At 63.9% G+C, this 16,384-nt stretch carries 14 protein-coding genes; 8 read left to right on the top strand and 6 right to left on the bottom strand.

The features are described 5' to 3' along the window. The first annotated feature begins 6 nt into the window (after positions 1–6). The 8 genes from ABXS05_RS03800 (at position 7) to ABXS05_RS03765 (ending at position 9,960) form a co-directional block, all read left to right on the top strand. Positions 7–1,215 carry an O-succinylhomoserine sulfhydrylase gene (locus tag ABXS05_RS03800; protein WP_367622980.1) on the top strand — a complete coding sequence of 403 codons (1,209 nt, stop codon included), beginning with the start codon at positions 7–9 and terminating at the stop codon, positions 1,213–1,215. A 58-nt stretch (positions 1,216–1,273) separates the two neighbouring features. Next, a complete protein-coding gene (gene xdhC / locus ABXS05_RS03795) occupies positions 1,274–2,362 on the top strand; it encodes a xanthine dehydrogenase accessory protein XdhC (protein ID WP_367622979.1) in 1,089 nt (362 codons plus the stop codon). 107 nt (positions 2,363–2,469) lie between these two features. Continuing rightward, entirely contained in the window at positions 2,470–3,990 is a 1,521-nt protein-coding gene (locus tag ABXS05_RS03790) for an ABC transporter ATP-binding protein (RefSeq protein ID WP_367622978.1), read from the top strand. Further along, a complete protein-coding gene (locus tag ABXS05_RS03785) occupies positions 3,980–5,050 on the top strand; it encodes an ABC transporter permease (protein ID WP_311934962.1) in 1,071 nt (356 codons plus the stop codon). The genes ABXS05_RS03790 and ABXS05_RS03785 overlap by 11 nt, the downstream gene beginning before the upstream one ends. Beyond that, the gene (locus tag ABXS05_RS03780; protein WP_367622977.1) at positions 5,050–5,985 is read left to right on the top strand and encodes an ABC transporter permease; all 936 of its coding nucleotides are present in this window, start codon (positions 5,050–5,052) and stop codon (positions 5,983–5,985) included. Before ABXS05_RS03785 ends, ABXS05_RS03780 begins: the two co-directional genes overlap by 1 nt. Before the next feature lie 72 nt (positions 5,986–6,057). Beyond that, complete coding sequence (locus ABXS05_RS03775; protein WP_311934958.1) at positions 6,058–7,137, top strand: BMP family ABC transporter substrate-binding protein; 1,080 nt, start codon at positions 6,058–6,060, stop codon at positions 7,135–7,137. Positions 7,138–7,541: 404 nt separating this feature from the next. Further along, positions 7,542–8,813 carry a M20 family metallo-hydrolase gene (locus tag ABXS05_RS03770; RefSeq protein ID WP_367622976.1) on the top strand — a complete coding sequence of 424 codons (1,272 nt, stop codon included), beginning with the start codon at positions 7,542–7,544 and terminating at the stop codon, positions 8,811–8,813. 265 nt (positions 8,814–9,078) lie between these two features. Next, positions 9,079–9,960, top strand: coding sequence for an EamA family transporter (locus ABXS05_RS03765; RefSeq protein ID WP_367622975.1), 882 nt, complete (start codon positions 9,079–9,081; stop codon positions 9,958–9,960). On the opposite strand, the gene ABXS05_RS03760 is transcribed toward ABXS05_RS03765, so the two are convergent. The 6 genes from ABXS05_RS03760 to rimO all read right to left on the bottom strand — a co-directional run bounded on the left by ABXS05_RS03760 (position 9,944) and on the right by rimO (position 16,227). Beyond that, on the bottom strand, positions 9,944–10,753 hold the full coding sequence (locus ABXS05_RS03760) for an amino acid ABC transporter ATP-binding protein (RefSeq protein WP_367622974.1): 810 nt from the start codon (positions 10,751–10,753) through the stop codon (positions 9,944–9,946). The genes ABXS05_RS03765 and ABXS05_RS03760 overlap by 17 nt on opposite strands. Positions 10,754–10,767: 14 nt before the next feature. Beyond that, positions 10,768–11,403 carry an amino acid ABC transporter permease gene (locus tag ABXS05_RS03755; protein WP_367622973.1) on the bottom strand — a complete coding sequence of 212 codons (636 nt, stop codon included), beginning with the start codon at positions 11,401–11,403 and terminating at the stop codon, positions 10,768–10,770. A 4-nt stretch (positions 11,404–11,407) separates the two neighbouring features. Further along, complete coding sequence (locus ABXS05_RS03750; RefSeq protein ID WP_311934945.1) at positions 11,408–12,076, bottom strand: amino acid ABC transporter permease; 669 nt, start codon at positions 12,074–12,076, stop codon at positions 11,408–11,410. A 106-nt stretch (positions 12,077–12,182) separates the two neighbouring features. Further along, positions 12,183–13,055: a transporter substrate-binding domain-containing protein gene (locus ABXS05_RS03745; RefSeq protein ID WP_068296187.1), complete on the bottom strand. Its 873-nt coding sequence runs from the start codon at positions 13,053–13,055 to the stop codon at positions 12,183–12,185. Between the two features lie 213 nt (positions 13,056–13,268). Further along, positions 13,269–14,411, bottom strand: a complete 1,143-nt coding sequence (ampC, locus tag ABXS05_RS03740; protein ID WP_367622972.1) for a class C beta-lactamase — start codon at positions 14,409–14,411, stop codon at positions 13,269–13,271. Positions 14,412–14,874: 463 nt separating this feature from the next. After that, positions 14,875–16,227 carry a 30S ribosomal protein S12 methylthiotransferase RimO gene (rimO, locus tag ABXS05_RS03735; RefSeq protein WP_367622971.1) on the bottom strand — a complete coding sequence of 451 codons (1,353 nt, stop codon included), beginning with the start codon at positions 16,225–16,227 and terminating at the stop codon, positions 14,875–14,877. Positions 16,228–16,384 lie beyond the last annotated feature (157 nt).

Raw genomic sequence — 16,384 nt, 5'->3', positions numbered from 1 at the left:
CCGCAGATGACCAAACCGTTGACTTCAGCACCTTCCACCCGGGAATTGCAGCCGGCCACCCGGCTCGTGCATGCCGGCACGCTGCGCTCGCAATATGCCGAGACCTCGGAGGCGTTGTTCCTCACCCAGGGATTCGTCTACGAAAGCGCCGAGCAGGCGGAGGCCCGTTTCAAGGGCGAGGATGCCGGCTTCATCTATAGCCGCTTCTCCAATCCCACCGTGGCGATGTTCGAGCAGCGCATGGCGGAACTGGAGGGAGCCGAAGCTGCCCGCGCCACCGCCTCCGGCATGGCGGCCGTCACCGCGACCCTGATCGGCCAGCTCAAGGCCGGCGACCATGTCGTCGCCGCCAAGGCCCTGTTCGGCTCCTGCCGCTATGTCATCGAGGAATTGTTGCCGCGCTTCGGCGTGACCTCGACCCTGGTCGATGGCACCGAGCTGGCCGAGTGGCAGGCGGCGGTTCGGCCGGAAACCAAGGTGTTCTTCCTGGAAAGCCCGACCAATCCGACACTCGAGATCCTCGACATCGAGGCCATCGCCAGGATCGCCAAGAGCGCCGGTGCCACGCTGGTGGTGGACAATGTCTTCGCCACGCCGCTGCTGCAGAGCCCGCTCAAGCTCGGCGCCGATTGCGTGGTCTATTCGGCCACCAAGCACATCGACGGGCAGGGCCGGTGCCTTGCCGGTGTGATCCTGGCGTCGGAAAAGTTCATCAACGACCACATCCATACCTACCTGCGCCAGACCGGCCCCTCGATCTCTCCCTTCAATGCCTGGGTGATGCTCAAGGGCCTGGAGACACTGGAACTGCGCGTCGAACGCCAGATCGCCAATGCGGTCAAGGTTGCCGATGCCCTCGCTGGCCACGCGGCCGTCGAGCGCGTGATCTATCCCTTCCGCGACGACCATCCCCAGGCCGAACTCGCCCGCCGCCAGATGAAGGCCGGCGGCACGCTGGTGACCTTCGAGGTTAAGGGCGGCAAGGCGGCGGCGTTCAAGGTTGCCAACGCCTTGAAGATCACCCGCATTTCCAACAATCTCGGCGACACCAAGAGCCTGATCACCCATCCCTCGACCACCACCCATCAGCGCTTCGAGGAAGATGCGCGCCTGGGCATGGGCATCCGCCAGGGCATGCTGCGTTTCTCCGCCGGCATCGAGAGCGCCGACGACCTGATCGCCGACTTTGCGCAGGCCCTCGACAAGGCCTTGTAATCGGGGGCTTTAGACCGGCCTGGAAGTACCGTATCTCCCGGAGGAGTCTGGGTTGGTCTTGAAGACCAGCCCCCAAATGGGCTTTGGCGCGATCATCCCGAAGCGTTATCATGCCTGTGCCAAAACCGGCATGCATGCGGGCAGAGCGATGGGGATCTTCGCGACGCTGAAGGCTATGGTCGAGCGGGACGGGCGCGCCGTGCTCGTCACCATCATGGATGTGCGCGGGTCAAGCCCACGCGAAGCAGGCACGCGCATGGCCGTGCGGGCAGACGGCGCCTTTTCTGGCACGATCGGCGGTGGCACGCTGGAATGGCAGGTGCTCGCCGAAGCGCAGGCGCTGCTTTCGGCTCGGGAGGGACGCCGCATACGCTCCCTGGACAAGGCCCTGGGACCGGACCTCGGCCAATGCTGCGGCGGCCGGGTCAGCCTGATGCTGGAGCGTCTGGAGCGGGACGATCTCGCCTGGCTGAACGAGCTTGCGACGCTGGCGGGCGGAACCTCCATCAGCATCGGCACGCCGCATGAGCGAGGCGGCTTCATCCGTCGCCGGGCCAGCGATGCCGAGGCACAGGGGCTATCCGCCGAAACGGCCAGCCGCTTCCTGCCGGACGGGCGCCTGCTCGAAAGGCTGGATCCCACAAATCCGTCTGTCTATCTGTTCGGCGCCGGTCATGTCGGCCGGGCTCTGATCCTGGCGCTGGCGCCTCTGCCGATCGACGTGGTCTGGTGCGATGCCCGGCCCGACGCCTTCCCGAGCCATGTGCCGCAGCATGTCGTGCTCCGCCGCGATGCCGAGCCCGAGCATATCCTGGCCGGGGCACCTGACCATGCGCGTATCGTGGTGATGACGCATAGCCACGCGCTCGATCTTGCCATCGTTTCGTCGGCTCTGGCGGCGGATCGTTTTGCCTATGTTGGCGTGATCGGCTCACAGACCAAGCGGGCTCGCTTCGTCTCGCAATTGCGGCAGGCGGGCCTGGCGGAACGGCTGATCGAAGGCATGATCTGCCCGCTCGGAATACCCGGCATCGAAGGCAAGGAGCCGGCGGTGATAGCGGCTTCCGTCGTGGCCCAGATCTTGCAATTACCCCGTCAGGCCGGCAGCCGGATGTCGGTCCTGAAAGGCCATCGGCGTCTCGGCTAGTCCCGGTACGCCGCTGAGTTGGGGAAAAGCTGCGTTACCATGCCTGAACTCTTCGCATCTGCCTTATTTGCGCCTATGAATTGGGCACGTCCATGAATGTGGCAGCAATGGCAGACGCTCACACGCCCCTGATCGAAGCGAGGGGTATCGTCAAGATCTTCGGCGCGCTGAGAGCGAATGACGGCATCGATCTGAAGATCATGCCGCATGAGATCCATGCTTTGCTGGGCGAGAACGGCGCCGGCAAGTCGACCTTCGTCAAGATTCTCTATGGCCTGCTCCAGCCCAACGAGGGGCAGCTCTTCTGGCAGGGACAGCCGATCCAGTTGCCGCGCCCGGCGGCGGCTCGCGCCGTGGGCATCGGCATGGTGTTTCAGCATTTCTCGCTGTTCGACAATCTCAGTGTCGCCGAGAATGTCGCCCTGGCCCAGCCCCCGGGCACGAAATTGCGGGATGTCGAGGAAGGCATCGCGGCGGTATCGGCGGCCTATGGCCTGCCGCTCGAACCGCGCCGGCCGGTGCATACGCTTTCGGTGGGGGAGCGGCAGCGCATCGAGATCGTGCGCTGCCTGATGCAGAACCCCAAGCTGCTCATTCTCGACGAGCCGACCTCGGTGCTGACGCCGCAGGAGGCCGACCAGCTCTTTCTCACCCTCGAACGCATCACCGGCGAGGGCAGGGCGGTGCTCTACATTTCCCACCGGCTGGAGGAGGTGAAGCGCCTGTGCCAGACGGCGACCGTGCTGCGCCACGGCAAATTGGTGGCGACCTGCGACCCCCGCAAGGAAACCGCCGCGAGCCTGGCACGCATGATGGTGGGCGCCGACGTCGCCATGGTCGAGCATGGCCGCCTGGCCAACCGTGACGGCCCCGTGCGCCTGGCGCTGAAGGGGCTGAATCTTCAGGCCGAGGACCTGCATGGCACGACGCTGAAGGAGATTACGCTGAATGCCCGGGGCGGCGAGATTCTCGCCATTGCCGGTGTGGCAGGCAATGGCCAGAGCGAACTCTTCGCGGCCATCTCCGGCGAGAGGACGGTGGCCCCCGAGGCGGTGGCTGTCGACGGCAAGCCCGTCGGTGCGCTCGGCGTCACCGAGCGCCGGCGCTTGCGCGCCGCCTTCGTGCCGGAAGAACGGCTCGGCCATGCGGCGGCGCCGCGCATGACCCTCTCCCAGAATGCGCTGCTGACCGGCCATGCCGCCAGTGGGCTGGTGTCCTACGGCATGGTCGACATGCGCAAGGCCTCGGCCGAGGCAACCAGGATCTCCGGCACGTTCGACGTGCGCAAGGGCAAGCCCGACCCCGAGGCCGGCTCGCTCTCCGGCGGCAATCTGCAGAAATTCGTGGTCGGCCGCGAGATGCTACGCGAACCCGGCGTGCTGGTGGTGAACCAGCCGACCTGGGGCGTGGATGCCGGTGCGGCCGCGTTGATCCGACAGGCCCTGATCGATCTGTCGCGGCGCGGTGCGGCGGTGGTGGTGATCAGCCAGGACCTCGACGAGATCTTCGAGGTGGCCGATCATATCGCGGTGATCCATCACGGCCGGCTGTCCGCACCGGAGCCCGTATCGGCCATGAGTCTGGAGAGGATCGGGTTGCTGATGGGGGGCGCCGATCATGCGGATTGAACTCGAAAAGCGGGCCGAGCGCTCCATAAGCATGGCCTTGGTCTCGCCTCTCATTGCCATCCTGCTCACGGTGGTTTCGGCGGCCATCATCTTCGCGCTCTATGGCAAGGCACCCGGCGAGGCGCTCTATGTCTATTTCATCAAGCCGCTGACCGGCCTGCGCACCGCTCAGGAACTGGTGGTGCGCGCGACGCCCCTGGTGATGATCGCCGTCGGCCTGTCGCTCTGCTACATCTCCAACAACTGGAACATCGGCGCCGAAGGCCAGTACATTATTGGCGCCACGGTGGGCGGCGGCATCGCCCTGCTGTTCCAGGGCCAGACGCCCTTCTATGCGGTGCCGCTCATCCTCGTCGGCGGCATCGCCGGTGGTGCGCTGTGGGCCCTGATCCCGGCGGTGCTGAAGACGCGCTTCAACACCAACGAGATCCTGACCAGCCTGATGCTGGTCTATATCGCCGACAAGATCCTCGATTATTGCGTGCGCGGCCCCTGGCGCGACCCCGCTGGCCTGAACTTCCCGCTCACGGCCAATTTCGACAATACGCTGCCGGCGCTGTTCCGGCGCAGCCCGATCCATCTCGATTCCATCTTCGCGCTGGTGGTAGTGGCGGCTGCCGCCGTGCTGTTGTGGCGCGGCCTCAAAGGCTTCGAGATCCGCCTGCTCGGCCAGGCGCCGCGCGCCGCCCTGTTCGCCGGCTTCTCGCCCAAGCGCATGACTTTGTTCGTCTTTGCGGTGTCGGGCGGCCTTGCCGGCCTTGCCGGCATCAGCGTGGCCGATGGGACGATGGGCCTCCTGCAGCTTCCCTTCGCCAGCGGCTACGGCTTTAGCGCCATCATCGTCGCCTTTCTTGGCCGGCTTAATCCGGTGGGCATCCTGTTGTCAGGCCTGTTGCTGGCACTGTCCTATCTCGGCGGCGAGGCGGCCCAGATCGCACTCAAGGTGCCGATCGGCATCACCAGCGTGATCCAGGGCCTGCTGCTGTTCTACGTGCTCGCCTGCGACACGCTCATCCTCTACCGCATCCGTTTCGTGCGCGGCGCAGTCAAGGTAGCCTGATGAATCTCACCGAAGCGATCATCCTCACCATCATCACCTCCTCGACCCCGTTCGTGCTGGCCGGCATCGGCGAACTGGTGGTGGAGCGTTCCGGGGTGCTCAATCTCGGCGTCGAGGGCATGATGATCATGGGCACGGTCTCGGGCTTTGCCATTGCCTACATGACCGGCAGCGCCCCGCTCGGCTTTCTTGCGGCGATCATCGCCGGCATGGTCTTTGCGGCGCTCTTCGCCTTCATGACCCTGGGACTCGCCGCCAACCAGGTCGCCTCGGGCCTCGCTTTGACCATTCTCGGCCTGGGCTTCTCCGATCTCCTCGGTACCGGCTTCGTCGGGCTCAACCGCGCCAAGATCCCCTCGCTCGACATACCCGGCCTGAGCGACATCCCGGTGATCGGGCCTGTCGTGTTCGGCCAGGACGCCCTGGTCTACCTGTCGATCGCGCTGGTCGCCGCCGTCTGGTGGTTCCTCTATCGCAGCCGCGGCGGCCTGATCCTGCGGGCCGTCGGCGAGAACCACGTCTCGGCCCATGCGCTGGGCTATCCTGTCCGGCTCATCCGGTTCGGGGCCGTGCTGTTCGGCGGGGCCTGTGCCGGCCTGGGCGGCGCCTATCTCTCTTTGGCCGACACGCCTTTCTGGGGGACGGGCATGACGGCCGGCCGCGGCTGGATCGCCCTGGCGCTGGTGGTGTTCGCGTCCTGGCGCCCCTGGCGGCTGCTCCTGGGTGCCTATTTCTTCGGGGCGATCTGGATCGGCAATCTGCACATGCAGGCGCTGGGCGGCTCGCTGCCGCACTGGCTGGTCTGGCCGCCGCAATTCTGGACGGGCTTGCCCTATCTTGCGACGGTGGTCGTGCTGGTGATGATCTCGGCCGGCAAGGGGCGTCGCGGCGTGGCGCCGGGTTCGCTGGGCACCGCTTTCGTGCCCGATCGCTGATTTCCACTTCCGCCGGGCATGGGCCATGGCCCGGCGTTTCGATCCGTATGGCCCGCCATGAGGGGAAACTCGATGAAAAAAACGATATTGGCAGCCCTGGCCGTTTGCGGCCTCATGGCCGGTGCCGGGGCGACCTCGGCCAGTGCCGAGGAGAAGCTCAAGGTGGGCTTCATCTATGTCGGCCCAGTTGGCGATTTCGGCTGGTCCTACCAGCACGATGTCGGGCGCAAGGCGCTGGTGAAGGCCCTCGGCGACAAGGTCGAGACCACCTATGTCGAGAGCGTCCAGGAAGGGCCGGATGCCCAGCGCGCCATCGAGAACCTCGCCGACTCTGGCCACAAGCTGATCTTCACCACCTCTTTCGGCTATATGGACCCCACCATCAAGGCCGCCAAGAACTTTCCGGATGTAAAGTTCGAGCACGCCACCGGCTTCAAGCGGGCCGAGAATGTCTCGACCTATGCCGGGCGCTTCTATGAAGGGCGTTATGTGGAGGGCGTGATCGCCGGCAAAATGTCCAAGAGCGGCATCGTCGGCTATGTCGCGCCGTTCCCGATTCCCGAAGTGATCTCGGGTATCAATTCCTTCATGCGCGGCGCCCAGTCCGTACGTCCGGACATGAAGATCAAGATCGTCTGGACCTCGAGCTGGTATGATCCCGGCAAGGAAGCGGATGCTTCCAAGGCATTGATCGCGCAGGGCGCAGACATCCTGGCGACCCATACCGACAGTCCCGCCGCCACCCAGGCCGCGGCCGAGAAGGGCATCAATTCCTTCGGCCAGGACTCGGACATGATCGCCTTCGGCCCGAAGACCCAGCTCACCGCCATCATCAATCACTGGGACGACTATTACATCGAGCGCACCAAGGCCGTGCTGGACGGGACCTGGAAGTCGGAAGACACCTGGGAAGGCCTCGACAAGGGCATGGTCAAGATGGCGCCCTACACCAACATGCCCGACGATGTGAAGAAGCTCGCAGAAGAAACCGAAGCTGGGCTCAAATCCGGCAAGATCCATCCCTTTACCTGCCCCGTGGTGAACCAGCAGGGCGAGACGGTGGAATGCAAGGGGGGCGACAAGCTCGATGCCTCGCAGATCCTCGGCATGAACTGGTACGTCAAGGGCATCGACGACAAGTTCCCGAACTGATTGGCCATTGCGTGCGCAGGGATCGACGCTTGCGCGCGCATTTGATCCATGACTTGTCCGGTCCCCGCGCCCAAAAAGGGAACCCAGAGCGCAATGCGGTTCACTCAAGCGTCTTCGAGTTTGCATGACCTTTGTCATTGCCGGGCTTGACCCGGCAATCCAGCTTCCCGGCCGGTTGTCGGGGCGGCTTCTGGATAGCCGGGGCGAGCCTGGCCATGAAAAATCTGAGCGGTTCCTGCATCGGCGAACCGCAGTGGGACCCGAGCGGCTTTTTCTGTTAGTCACAAGCTGACCTATCGGAATGCCCTGCTGACGAGGCCGACCCATCCCATGCCGTTTGACCGTGCCAGGCTCGATGCCATCCCCTATCTCCTGAACCTCCGGCAGACAGGGGAGCAGATGCGATGATCGAACGGGCGATGGCGTTGGGCCGCGAGGCCGAAGGCATGATCCGTACCCTGGCGATGATCAGTGCCGAAGATGGGCGCCTGACGCGTCTCTACCTCACTCCCGAGCACCGGCAAGCGGCGGACCTCGTGGCTCGCTGGATGACGGAAACGGGACTGGAGGTCAGCGAGGATGCGCTCGGCACGGTTCGGGGCCGGCTGGCGCCGTCATCGGGAACGCGCAATGCCGTGCAGCGGCTGCTGATCGGCTCGCATATCGACACGGTGATCGATGCCGGCGCCTATGATGGCACATTCGGCGTCATCGCCGGTATCCTGGCAACCCGCGAGATTATCCGCAAACATGGCGCCATGCCCTTCGGTATCGACGTCCTCGCCTTCGGCGACGAGGAGGGCTCTCGTTTCGTGACGACGTTGCTCGGCTCCGAAGCCGTGGCAGGCCACTTCGATCCGGCGGCCCTGCAGATCGAATCCAGCGATGGCATCAAGCTGGCAGATGCCCTGCGGCTCTATTGCAAGGATCCGGACGCCATTCCCTCCGCCGCCTATGAGCCCGGCGAGGCGGCGGCCTATGTCGAGGTTCATATCGAGCAGGGCCCGGTGTTGGAGGAGGCCGGCGAGGGGCTCGGTGTCGTGACGGCAATCGCCAGCCAGATACGCTATTCGGTGACGGTCGTGGGCGAAGCCGGCCATGCCGGTACGGTCCCCATGGCGCTGAGGCAGGACGCCTTCTCGGCTTGCGCCGAAATGGCGCTTGCGCTCGAACGCCTTGCCAGAAGCCATGCCGATGATTTCATGGTTGGCACCATCGGCAAGCTGAGCCTGTCGCCCGGCGCTTCCAACGTCATTCCGTCCCGTATCGTGTTTACGGTCGATCTACGCTCTCAGAGTGATGCCAGGCGTATGGAAGCGATGAGCGCCTTGCGCGCGGAGTTTCTCGCCATCGCCGAGCGACGCGGCGTTTCGACCTGGATCGAGCAGACCTATGAGGCCAAGGCGGAGCCCTGCGATCCCGCGCTTCAGGCCGGATTTGCGGCAGCGATCGCTGCCCAGGGCGGCAAGGCAATTCATTTGCCGTCGGGAGCCGGGCATGACGCCCAGTCGCTGGCCGCCCTCTGTCCGATCGGCATGCTGTTCGTACGCTGCCGCGGCGGCATCAGCCACAATCCTGCAGAATTCACCTCCATTCGCGACATGGGACTGGCCGTGATGGCCCTGATCGATTTTATCGAGAAGTTCGACCCCCTGCAGGAGGCGGCGAAGAATTGAGAGGTACTGCCGGGTCATATGAAAAGGCCAAAATGCCCTTTCAAAATTAGAGATTCGGCTTTCTTTGCCTTACATCGGCTATATATGCCGATCTCATGCCCGAATAGAATGATGCCATCTTTCCGAAGCTCGACGATATGGGCGAGAAGGGCGGAAGGGGTGTGGACATGGATCGGCCGGCTTTTGGTAAGGCCTGCAATCATCGTCCAGCCACTCTCTGTTTTGCCGTTTCGATGGTGTAGAAGCACAGCCCTGGGAGGGGACTTTGCAGGACAATTCAAGCAGCGCGGCAGCAGGGGCCGCCCCATCGACGTCGCAGACGGGCCTGGCCCTGCTCATGCTCACATGTTCGATGGTTTCGGTGCAGCTCGGCGCAGCTCTGGCTCACCCTAGCATGGCCGAATATGGCCCCTTCGCCACCACCTGGGGCCGGCTGGCCTGGGCCGCGATCATCCTGGGCGTCATCGTTCGCCCCGACATCCGCCGCTATCATCGGCGCGAAATTCTGGTCGCCCTGGCGCTGGGAGCGACCATCGCCATGATGACGCTCTTTTTCTTCGTGGCGATCACCCGCGTGCCGCTGGGGCTGGTGGTTGCCATCGAGTTCCTGGGGCCGCTGGGTGTCGCGGCTCTCGGCTTTGCCCGCAGCTGGCGCCTGATCTGGCTGGTGCTGGCCTTTGCCGGCGTGCTCCTGCTGGTGCGAAACCAGGCTGGCTGGAGCGTCGATATGCTCGGTTTCCTGTTCGCGATTGCAGCGGGAACCGGCTGGGCTGCCTACATCCTTCTCAGCAAGCGCATCGGCAAGGTCTTCAAGGGGCTGGAGGGGCTGGCGATCTCCTTCGCGGCGGCTGCGTTGATATCGACGCCTTTCGGCCTGTACGAAACCGGCTTCGCGCTTCCCGGCGGCCTGGCGGTGCAGACGATAGGCCTGGCCGTGCTGACGCCGCTCTTGCCCTATGCTCTCGAAATGATGGCGCTGCGGCGCCTGTCCTCGGCCACCTTCGGCATCTTGATGAGCGCGGAGCCCGGCATCGGCGCACTGGCCGGCTATCTCGTCCTCAATGAACCGCTCAGCCTGCAGCAGGTCGGCGGTATCGCGCTGGTGATGATCGCCAGTGCCGGCGCCGTCATCAGCGCGCGGGAGTAGGGGCCGGCAATTGCAGGCCGGCGAAGCGCGCGAGGAAGGCGCGCAGTCGCTCGTTGGGCTGTTCGCCGAACACCAGCGCGGGCGGTGCATCGATCATGATCTTGCCCTGGTCTGTAAACACAACGCGGTCGGCCACTTCACGCGCGAAGGCCATTTCATGGGTCACCAGGATCATGGTGCGGCCCTCAGCCGCCAACTCGCGCACGACGCCGAGGACTTCGCCGACGAGCTCGGGATCGAGGGCGGAGGTGATCTCGTCGAGCAGCAGCACCTTGGGTTCCATCGCTACCGCCCGGGCAATGCCGACGCGCTGCTGCTGGCCGCCCGATAGCTGTCCCGGCATCGCATCGATCTTCGCCGACAGGCCGACGCGGGCCAGCCATCTCTCGGCAATGCTCCGGGCTTCGGCCTTGCTCTTGCCGCGCGACTTGATCAGGCCCAGCATGATGTTCTGGGCCGCCGTCAGATGCGGAAACAGGTTAAACTGCTGGAAAACCATGGCGGCGTCGACGCGAATATGGGCGAGTTCGCGTTCGGTGCGCCGCCGGCGCTTGCCGTTCGCCTCGCTGAAGCCGACCTCGACCCCGTCGATGCGGACGGAACCCCCGTCATATTCCTCCAGGAAGTTGATGCAGCGCAGCAGGGTGGTCTTGCCGCTGCCGGACGGGCCGATAATGGCAATGACCTGGCCCTTCTCGACCGACAGGTCGACGCCTTTCAGGACCTGCAGGGCTCCGAAGGACTTGGTGAGATTGGCAATCTCGATCACCGGCTGGGGGGCGGCGTTGGACATGGCGGTTCTTCCGATCAGACGAAGCGCTTTTCGAGCCGGCGGCTCAGGGCGGAGAGCGGGAAGTTGATGGCGAAATACATCAAGGCGCCGAGCACATAGAGGGGCAGGGCGACATGTGTGCGGCCGATCACCTGCTGAAGCGAGAGCAGGAGGTCGACGATGCCGAGCAGGGACACGAGCGAGGACCCCTTCACCGTATCGACCACGCTGTTGATGAAGGGCGGCAGGAAGCGCCTGACGGCTTGGGGCGCAAGGACATAGACGAAGCAATCGAAAAGACCGAGCCCGATCGACTGGGCGGCCTCGGTCTGCCCCTTCGGAATGGCCTGGAAGGCGCCGCGCGTGATCTCGACGATCTGGGCCGATTTGAAGGCGGTGAGGGCCACGATCGCGGCCAGCAGGCTGGGCAGATTGATGCGCAGCGCCGGCAGGCCGTAATAGATGAAATAGAGCAGGACCAGGATCGGCACGCCGCGGACGAAATCGGCATAGAGCCGGATCGGCAGCCGTGCCCAGGCGGGCCCGAAGACCAGCGCACAGCCGAGCGGGATGCCGATCAGCAGTGAAATCACGACCACGGCCATGGAGACGAAGAGTGTGGTCCACAGGCCGCCGAGCAGGAAGGGAAGCGTTTCGAAGATCATGGACATGGCGTCACCGGCTGATGGCATAGCGCCGCTCGGCCAGCCTCAGCAGCAGCAGGATGGCGTAGCTGGTCACCAGATAGATCGGCGTTGCGAGCAGATAGACTTCGACGGTGCGGAAGGTCTGCGTCTCGATCCAGCGCATGCCGTAGGCGAGCTCGGGCACGGCGATGGCGGAAGCGATCGAGGTGTCCTTGAACAGCGAGACATAGGTGTTCGACAGCGAAGGCAGGGCGATGCGCAGCGCCGTCGGCAGGCGAATATGCCAGAGCACGCCGAAGGGCGTCAGGCCGATACTCTTGCCCGCCTCGATCAACCCTTTCGGTACGGCTTCCAGGCCTGCCCGTAGCACCTCGACGAGATAGGCACCCGAATAGACGGCGAGCGTGGCGACGAAGGAAGTCGTCGCCCCATATTGCAGGTCGATGGCGCTGGGAATGCCGTAAAACACCAGATAGACCAGCAGCAGCAGCGGCACGTTGCGGACGAATTCGACATAGCCCCGGATCAGGGGACGGGCCCAGCGCGGCCCGTCGATCTGGACCAGAGCGAGCAGCAGCCCGATCAGCATGCCGATCGCGATGGTCGCGGCCGCGAGCTCGACGCTCAGCAGCAGCCCTTCGAAGAGCTTGGCCGAATAGCGCCAGACGATGGCGAAGTTGAAATGATAGTTCATCATGCCGGAGATCCAGCCATCGTGCGCGACCGAGCCCTGGCATCGCCGGCAGGACCTGCACCAAGGTGCACCGGCGATGCTGTCGAGGATTTGCGGGGCGAGCCGGAGCCTAGAAGGTCGGCAGGCCGGGTTTGCGGGCCGGCGGCGTCAGGCCGAAATAGTCTCGCAGCGCCGCATCATAGATCTCGTTCTGGTGGCCATGGATCGCCACGCCGAAGGTCGTGTTGACGAAATGCAGCCAGTCCGGATCGCCCTGGCGCACCGCGGCGCCATACAGCATGGCGTTCCAGGATTTGCCGGCGTCGAAATATTTGTCGGGATGGCGCTTGGCGAGCCACCAGACATTGGAAAGATCGACGGCGGCGGCGTCCACGCGCTTGGAGTCCAGGGCGAGCACCACGTTGGGCTGGCTGTCGAGCTGCATCACCGTCGCTTCGGGCAGCACCTTCTTGACCGTCTCCTCGGCGTCGACGTTCTGCAGGATGGAAATGCGCGCGGAGGATCCGGCCTTGAGGAGGTCGTCGAAGGTCTTCTTGTCGCTGTCGGGCCGCGTCAGCAAGGCGACGCCTTCGACATAATAGGGGCGCGAATAGGCGACGAGCTGGGCCCGGGCGGGCGAAATCGTCATGAACTGGATGACGACGTCGACCTTGCCGGTGTTGATGTTGGGAACGCGCTGGGCCGCGTCCTGCCGCACGAACTCGATCTTGCTGGCGTCGTCGAACAGGCCCTTGGCGAGGATCTTCGCCATGGCGATGTCCATGCCGGTGAGCTCGCCCTTCTCGTCTTCGAAATGCCAGGGGGCATTGGTCGAGCCGGTGCCGACGATCAGGTGGCCGCGATCGAGTATGGTGCGGAGCAGGCTGTCGGACGAGGCCTGCGCTGCTGCCTGCCGGGCGGAGCCTACGACGCTTGCCAGGGCCAGGCCGCCGAGCAGGCCGCCCTTGACCAGATTCCGTCTGGTTTCGGCGAAGTCTTCCATAGTGCTGTACTCCCCGTTGTCTGGATGTGGTATTTCATTATTATGTTATATTAGGCATAGTTATGGTATTAACGGTATCCGGGGGTGTCAAGATGGATGTCGGCCCGCGGCGGACGGCGCCCCGGTTTCGGCAGGGGCAAACGGCATGAAAAAAGCCCTGCACCGTGTAGGTGCAGGGCGCTGTCGAGTTGTCGCAGGAATGACGGATACGTCTCAGGGCTGGGGCGCCGGCTTTTTCTGGCCGTCGAGCGCGCTGAAGATCTGCCAGGCTGCCTTGATCCGATCCGGGATAGGATAGTTCTTGTTGGCCAGGATCGCGATGCCTATGCCCCTGGCCGGCACATAGGCGACATAGCCGCCGAAACCGTTGGTGGAACCGGTCTTGTTGAACAGCATGTCGCGCCGAGGCGGTTGCGGTGGCACGAGCTTGTGTGCCTCATGCGGTTCGAAGGCCATCTTGGCCGAGTTTCCGGCGAGCAGGCGCTCCAGCGTGGTTGGATAGCTGTACATTTCCCATCCCAGGCCCTGCTGCATGACGCCTACCTTGTAGTAGCCGGCATGGGTGGCGGCGATGGCGCGCTGGAGCGTTTCATCGAGCCGGGATCCGTTGATATTGGCCTCGACGAAGCGGATGAGATCGGTCGCCGTCGTCTTGATGCCATAGGCCTCCGAATCCATGGGGCCTGGCGACACCCGGATAGGCCTGCCGTCCTTGGCAATGCCCCAGGCATAGTCGGCCATCCGCTCCTGCGGTACCCGGACATAGGTGTTGGAGAGGCCAAACGAGGGCAGCAAATCCGTCTGCATGAGATCGTCGAAGGGCTTGCCCATGGCCTGGGCGGCGATATAGCCGAACAGGCCGATGCTCGGATTGGAATAGAGCCTGTGAGAGCCGGGCGGGAAGGTCGGACGCCATGCCTTGTAATAACCGATCATCTCGGCATCGTCGGTGATCTGGTCCGGAAACTGCAGGGGCAGACCGCCGGCCGTGTAGGTGGCAAGGTCGAGCAGGCTGACATTTTCGAGGCTGCTGCCGGCAAGAGCCGGCAATCTCTGTCCCGCCTTGTCGGAGAGCGAAAAGGCGCCGCGAGCCACTCCATAGGCCGCGAGGGTGGCGGTGAAGGTCTTGCTGATCGAGCCCATCTCGAAGAGCGTTGAATCCGTGACCTTCTGTCCGCTTTCCTTCGAGGCAAGCCCATAATTGAAGACGAATTGCTTGCCATCGGCGATGATGGCGACGGCCATGCCGGGAATGGCATTGCCTTCCATCAGAGGCTTGATCGTGCCATCGACGACATGCTGGAGGCGTTCCTGCTCGGAGGATGTCTGAGCCCATGCCGACGCAGCGACGAGCATGGACGTCGCAAATATGGACGCGGCGACAAACCGCCTGTGCGACAACGACGAATTCATTCCCAACTCCATTTTCGGATTGTTATCCCGGAAGAGGCCCGGATCGTCGGCGCTTGCCTGCGCCGTCGATCATCTGCCCGCTGGGCTCCGGATAGGAGCAAATCCGGTCGGTGCCAAACGATGAATAGTTGGATTTGGTATGAGAAAATCTTGGCCTTGGGACGGCGTTACGCGTCATCGTGGCCTGATTGAGCGTTGGATATAAGTTTCCCTCTTGGGATTGCGACTAAAACCCAGGCGTCCCATGCCGCAGAAAACGCCGGGATGAGGCCGATCCGGTCGATGCAAGAGAGCACGACTTCAGCTGTCGCGGATCGACCCAGGGGCATGCAGGGCCCTCGGCGAGCAGCGTCGCCAAATCCGTGGTGTCCGGTCGGTTGGGGCGCGGCGAGCGGACCGTCAGTTCTCAGACCGCGATGCCGTGCAGGTCGTAGGCGTCCGAGCGCTCGATCTTCACGGTGACGATGTCGCCCACGCGCAACGGACGGCGGCTGGCGACATACACAGCGCCGTCGATCTCGGGCGCATCGGCCATGGAGCGGCCCTTGGCGACGGTCGGTCCTGTCTCGTCGATGATGACGGACAGACGCTTGCCCACCTTGTTCTTCAGCTTGCGGATCGAGATCTGCTGCTGGGTTTCCATGAAGCGGCGATGGCGCTGCTTCTTCACCTCGTCCGGTACCGGCATCAGGCCGAGGTCATTGGCGGTGGCGCCGGCCACGGGCTCATATTCGAAGCAGCCGACGCGATCGAGCTGGGCTTCACGCAGCCAGTCGAGCAGCAGCTCGAAATCCTCGTCGGTCTCGCCCGGGAAGCCGACGATGAAGGTCGAGCGCAGGGTGATGTCGGGGCAGATCTCGCGCCATTTATGGATGCGTTCCAGCACCTTCTCCTGGTTGCCGGGACGGCGCATCGCCTTCAGCACCGTCGGGGAGGCATGCTGGAAAGGGATGTCGAGGTAAGGCAGGATCTTGCGTTCCGCCATCAGCGGGATGACGTCGTCGACATGCGGGTAGGGGTAGACATAGTGCATGCGCACCCAGACCCCGAGCTCACCGAGAGCCTTGGAGAGATCGTAGAATTTCGCCTTCAGAGGCTCGCCCTGCCAGGGGCTCTCGGCATAGCGGATATCGACGCCATAAGCCGAGGTGTCCTGGCTGATCACCAGCAATTCCTTGACGCCCGCCTTCACCAGCTTTTCGGCCTCGCGCATCACGTCGCCCGCCGGGCGCGAGACGAGGTCGCCGCGCAGCTTGGGGATGATGCAGAAGCTGCAGCGATTGTTGCAACCTTCTGAAATCTTTAAGTAAGCATAGTGGCGCGGCGTGAGCTTGAGACCCTGCGGCGGCACCAGGTCGGTGAAAGGGTCATGGGCCGGCGGTGCAGCCTTGTGCACCGCTTCGACCACCGTCTCATATTGCTGCGGGCCGGTGACGGCGAAGACGTTCGGGAACTTTTCCAGAATCGGATCGGGTTCGGCCCCCATGCAGCCGGTGACGATGACCTTGCCATTCTCGGCCATGGCATCGCCGATGGCGCCGAGGGACTCCGCCTTGGCTGAATCGAGGAAGCCGCAGGTGTTGACGATGACGAGGTCGGCGCCCTTGTGGTTGCGGGTGATACCGTAGCCTTCGGCCCTCAACTGGGTGAGGATGCGCTCGGAATCGACCAGGGCCTTGGGGCAGCCCAGCGAGACATAGGAGACCGTCGGGGCCGTCTTGCCCTCCGCCGTCTCTTGGGCTGCTTCGATCACCGCCATGTCCGCTTTCTTTCCGTCTGCCTCATGAAACGCGTGTCTTTGCGCCAAGATGGGTCGGAATGCAATTGCGGAGTGCGTTTTGGAGGGTCGATCTTCGGATCGGCCCTGTTCGAGGCGCAGTGCCAGCCAGTTGGTCGATCCGGCTCCATCACTCGAT

The organism is Labrys neptuniae (assembly GCF_040797145.1).
GTDB classification, from domain to species: domain Bacteria; phylum Pseudomonadota; class Alphaproteobacteria; order Rhizobiales; family Labraceae; genus Labrys; species Labrys neptuniae.
Note: the sequence above shows the minus strand (reverse complement) of the source record. Positions and strands in the feature narration are given on the sequence as shown.

Bases quoted from the DNA above. Each gene is read 5' to 3' on its own strand.
- ABXS05_RS03775 (WP_311934958.1), top strand. From the start codon at position 6,058: ATGAAAAAAACGATATTGGCAGCCCTGGCCGTTTGCGGCCTCATGGCC.
- ampC (WP_367622972.1), bottom strand. From the start codon at position 14,411: ATGCTCGTCGCTGCGTCGGCATGGGCTCAGACATCCTCCGAGCAGGAA.
- ABXS05_RS03770 (WP_367622976.1), top strand. From the start codon at position 7,542: ATGATCGAACGGGCGATGGCGTTGGGCCGCGAGGCCGAAGGCATGATC.
- ABXS05_RS03760 (WP_367622974.1), bottom strand. From the start codon at position 10,753: ATGTCCAACGCCGCCCCCCAGCCGGTGATCGAGATTGCCAATCTCACC.
- ABXS05_RS03800 (WP_367622980.1), top strand. From the start codon at position 7: ATGACCAAACCGTTGACTTCAGCACCTTCCACCCGGGAATTGCAGCCG.
- ABXS05_RS03745 (WP_068296187.1), bottom strand. From the start codon at position 13,055: ATGGAAGACTTCGCCGAAACCAGACGGAATCTGGTCAAGGGCGGCCTG.
- ABXS05_RS03780 (WP_367622977.1), top strand. From the start codon at position 5,050: ATGAATCTCACCGAAGCGATCATCCTCACCATCATCACCTCCTCGACC.
- ABXS05_RS03790 (WP_367622978.1), top strand. From the start codon at position 2,470: ATGGCAGACGCTCACACGCCCCTGATCGAAGCGAGGGGTATCGTCAAG.
- ABXS05_RS03755 (WP_367622973.1), bottom strand. From the start codon at position 11,403: ATGTCCATGATCTTCGAAACGCTTCCCTTCCTGCTCGGCGGCCTGTGG.
- rimO (WP_367622971.1), bottom strand. From the start codon at position 16,227: ATGGCGGTGATCGAAGCAGCCCAAGAGACGGCGGAGGGCAAGACGGCC.
- ABXS05_RS03785 (WP_311934962.1), top strand. From the start codon at position 3,980: ATGCGGATTGAACTCGAAAAGCGGGCCGAGCGCTCCATAAGCATGGCC.
- ABXS05_RS03750 (WP_311934945.1), bottom strand. From the start codon at position 12,076: ATGATGAACTATCATTTCAACTTCGCCATCGTCTGGCGCTATTCGGCC.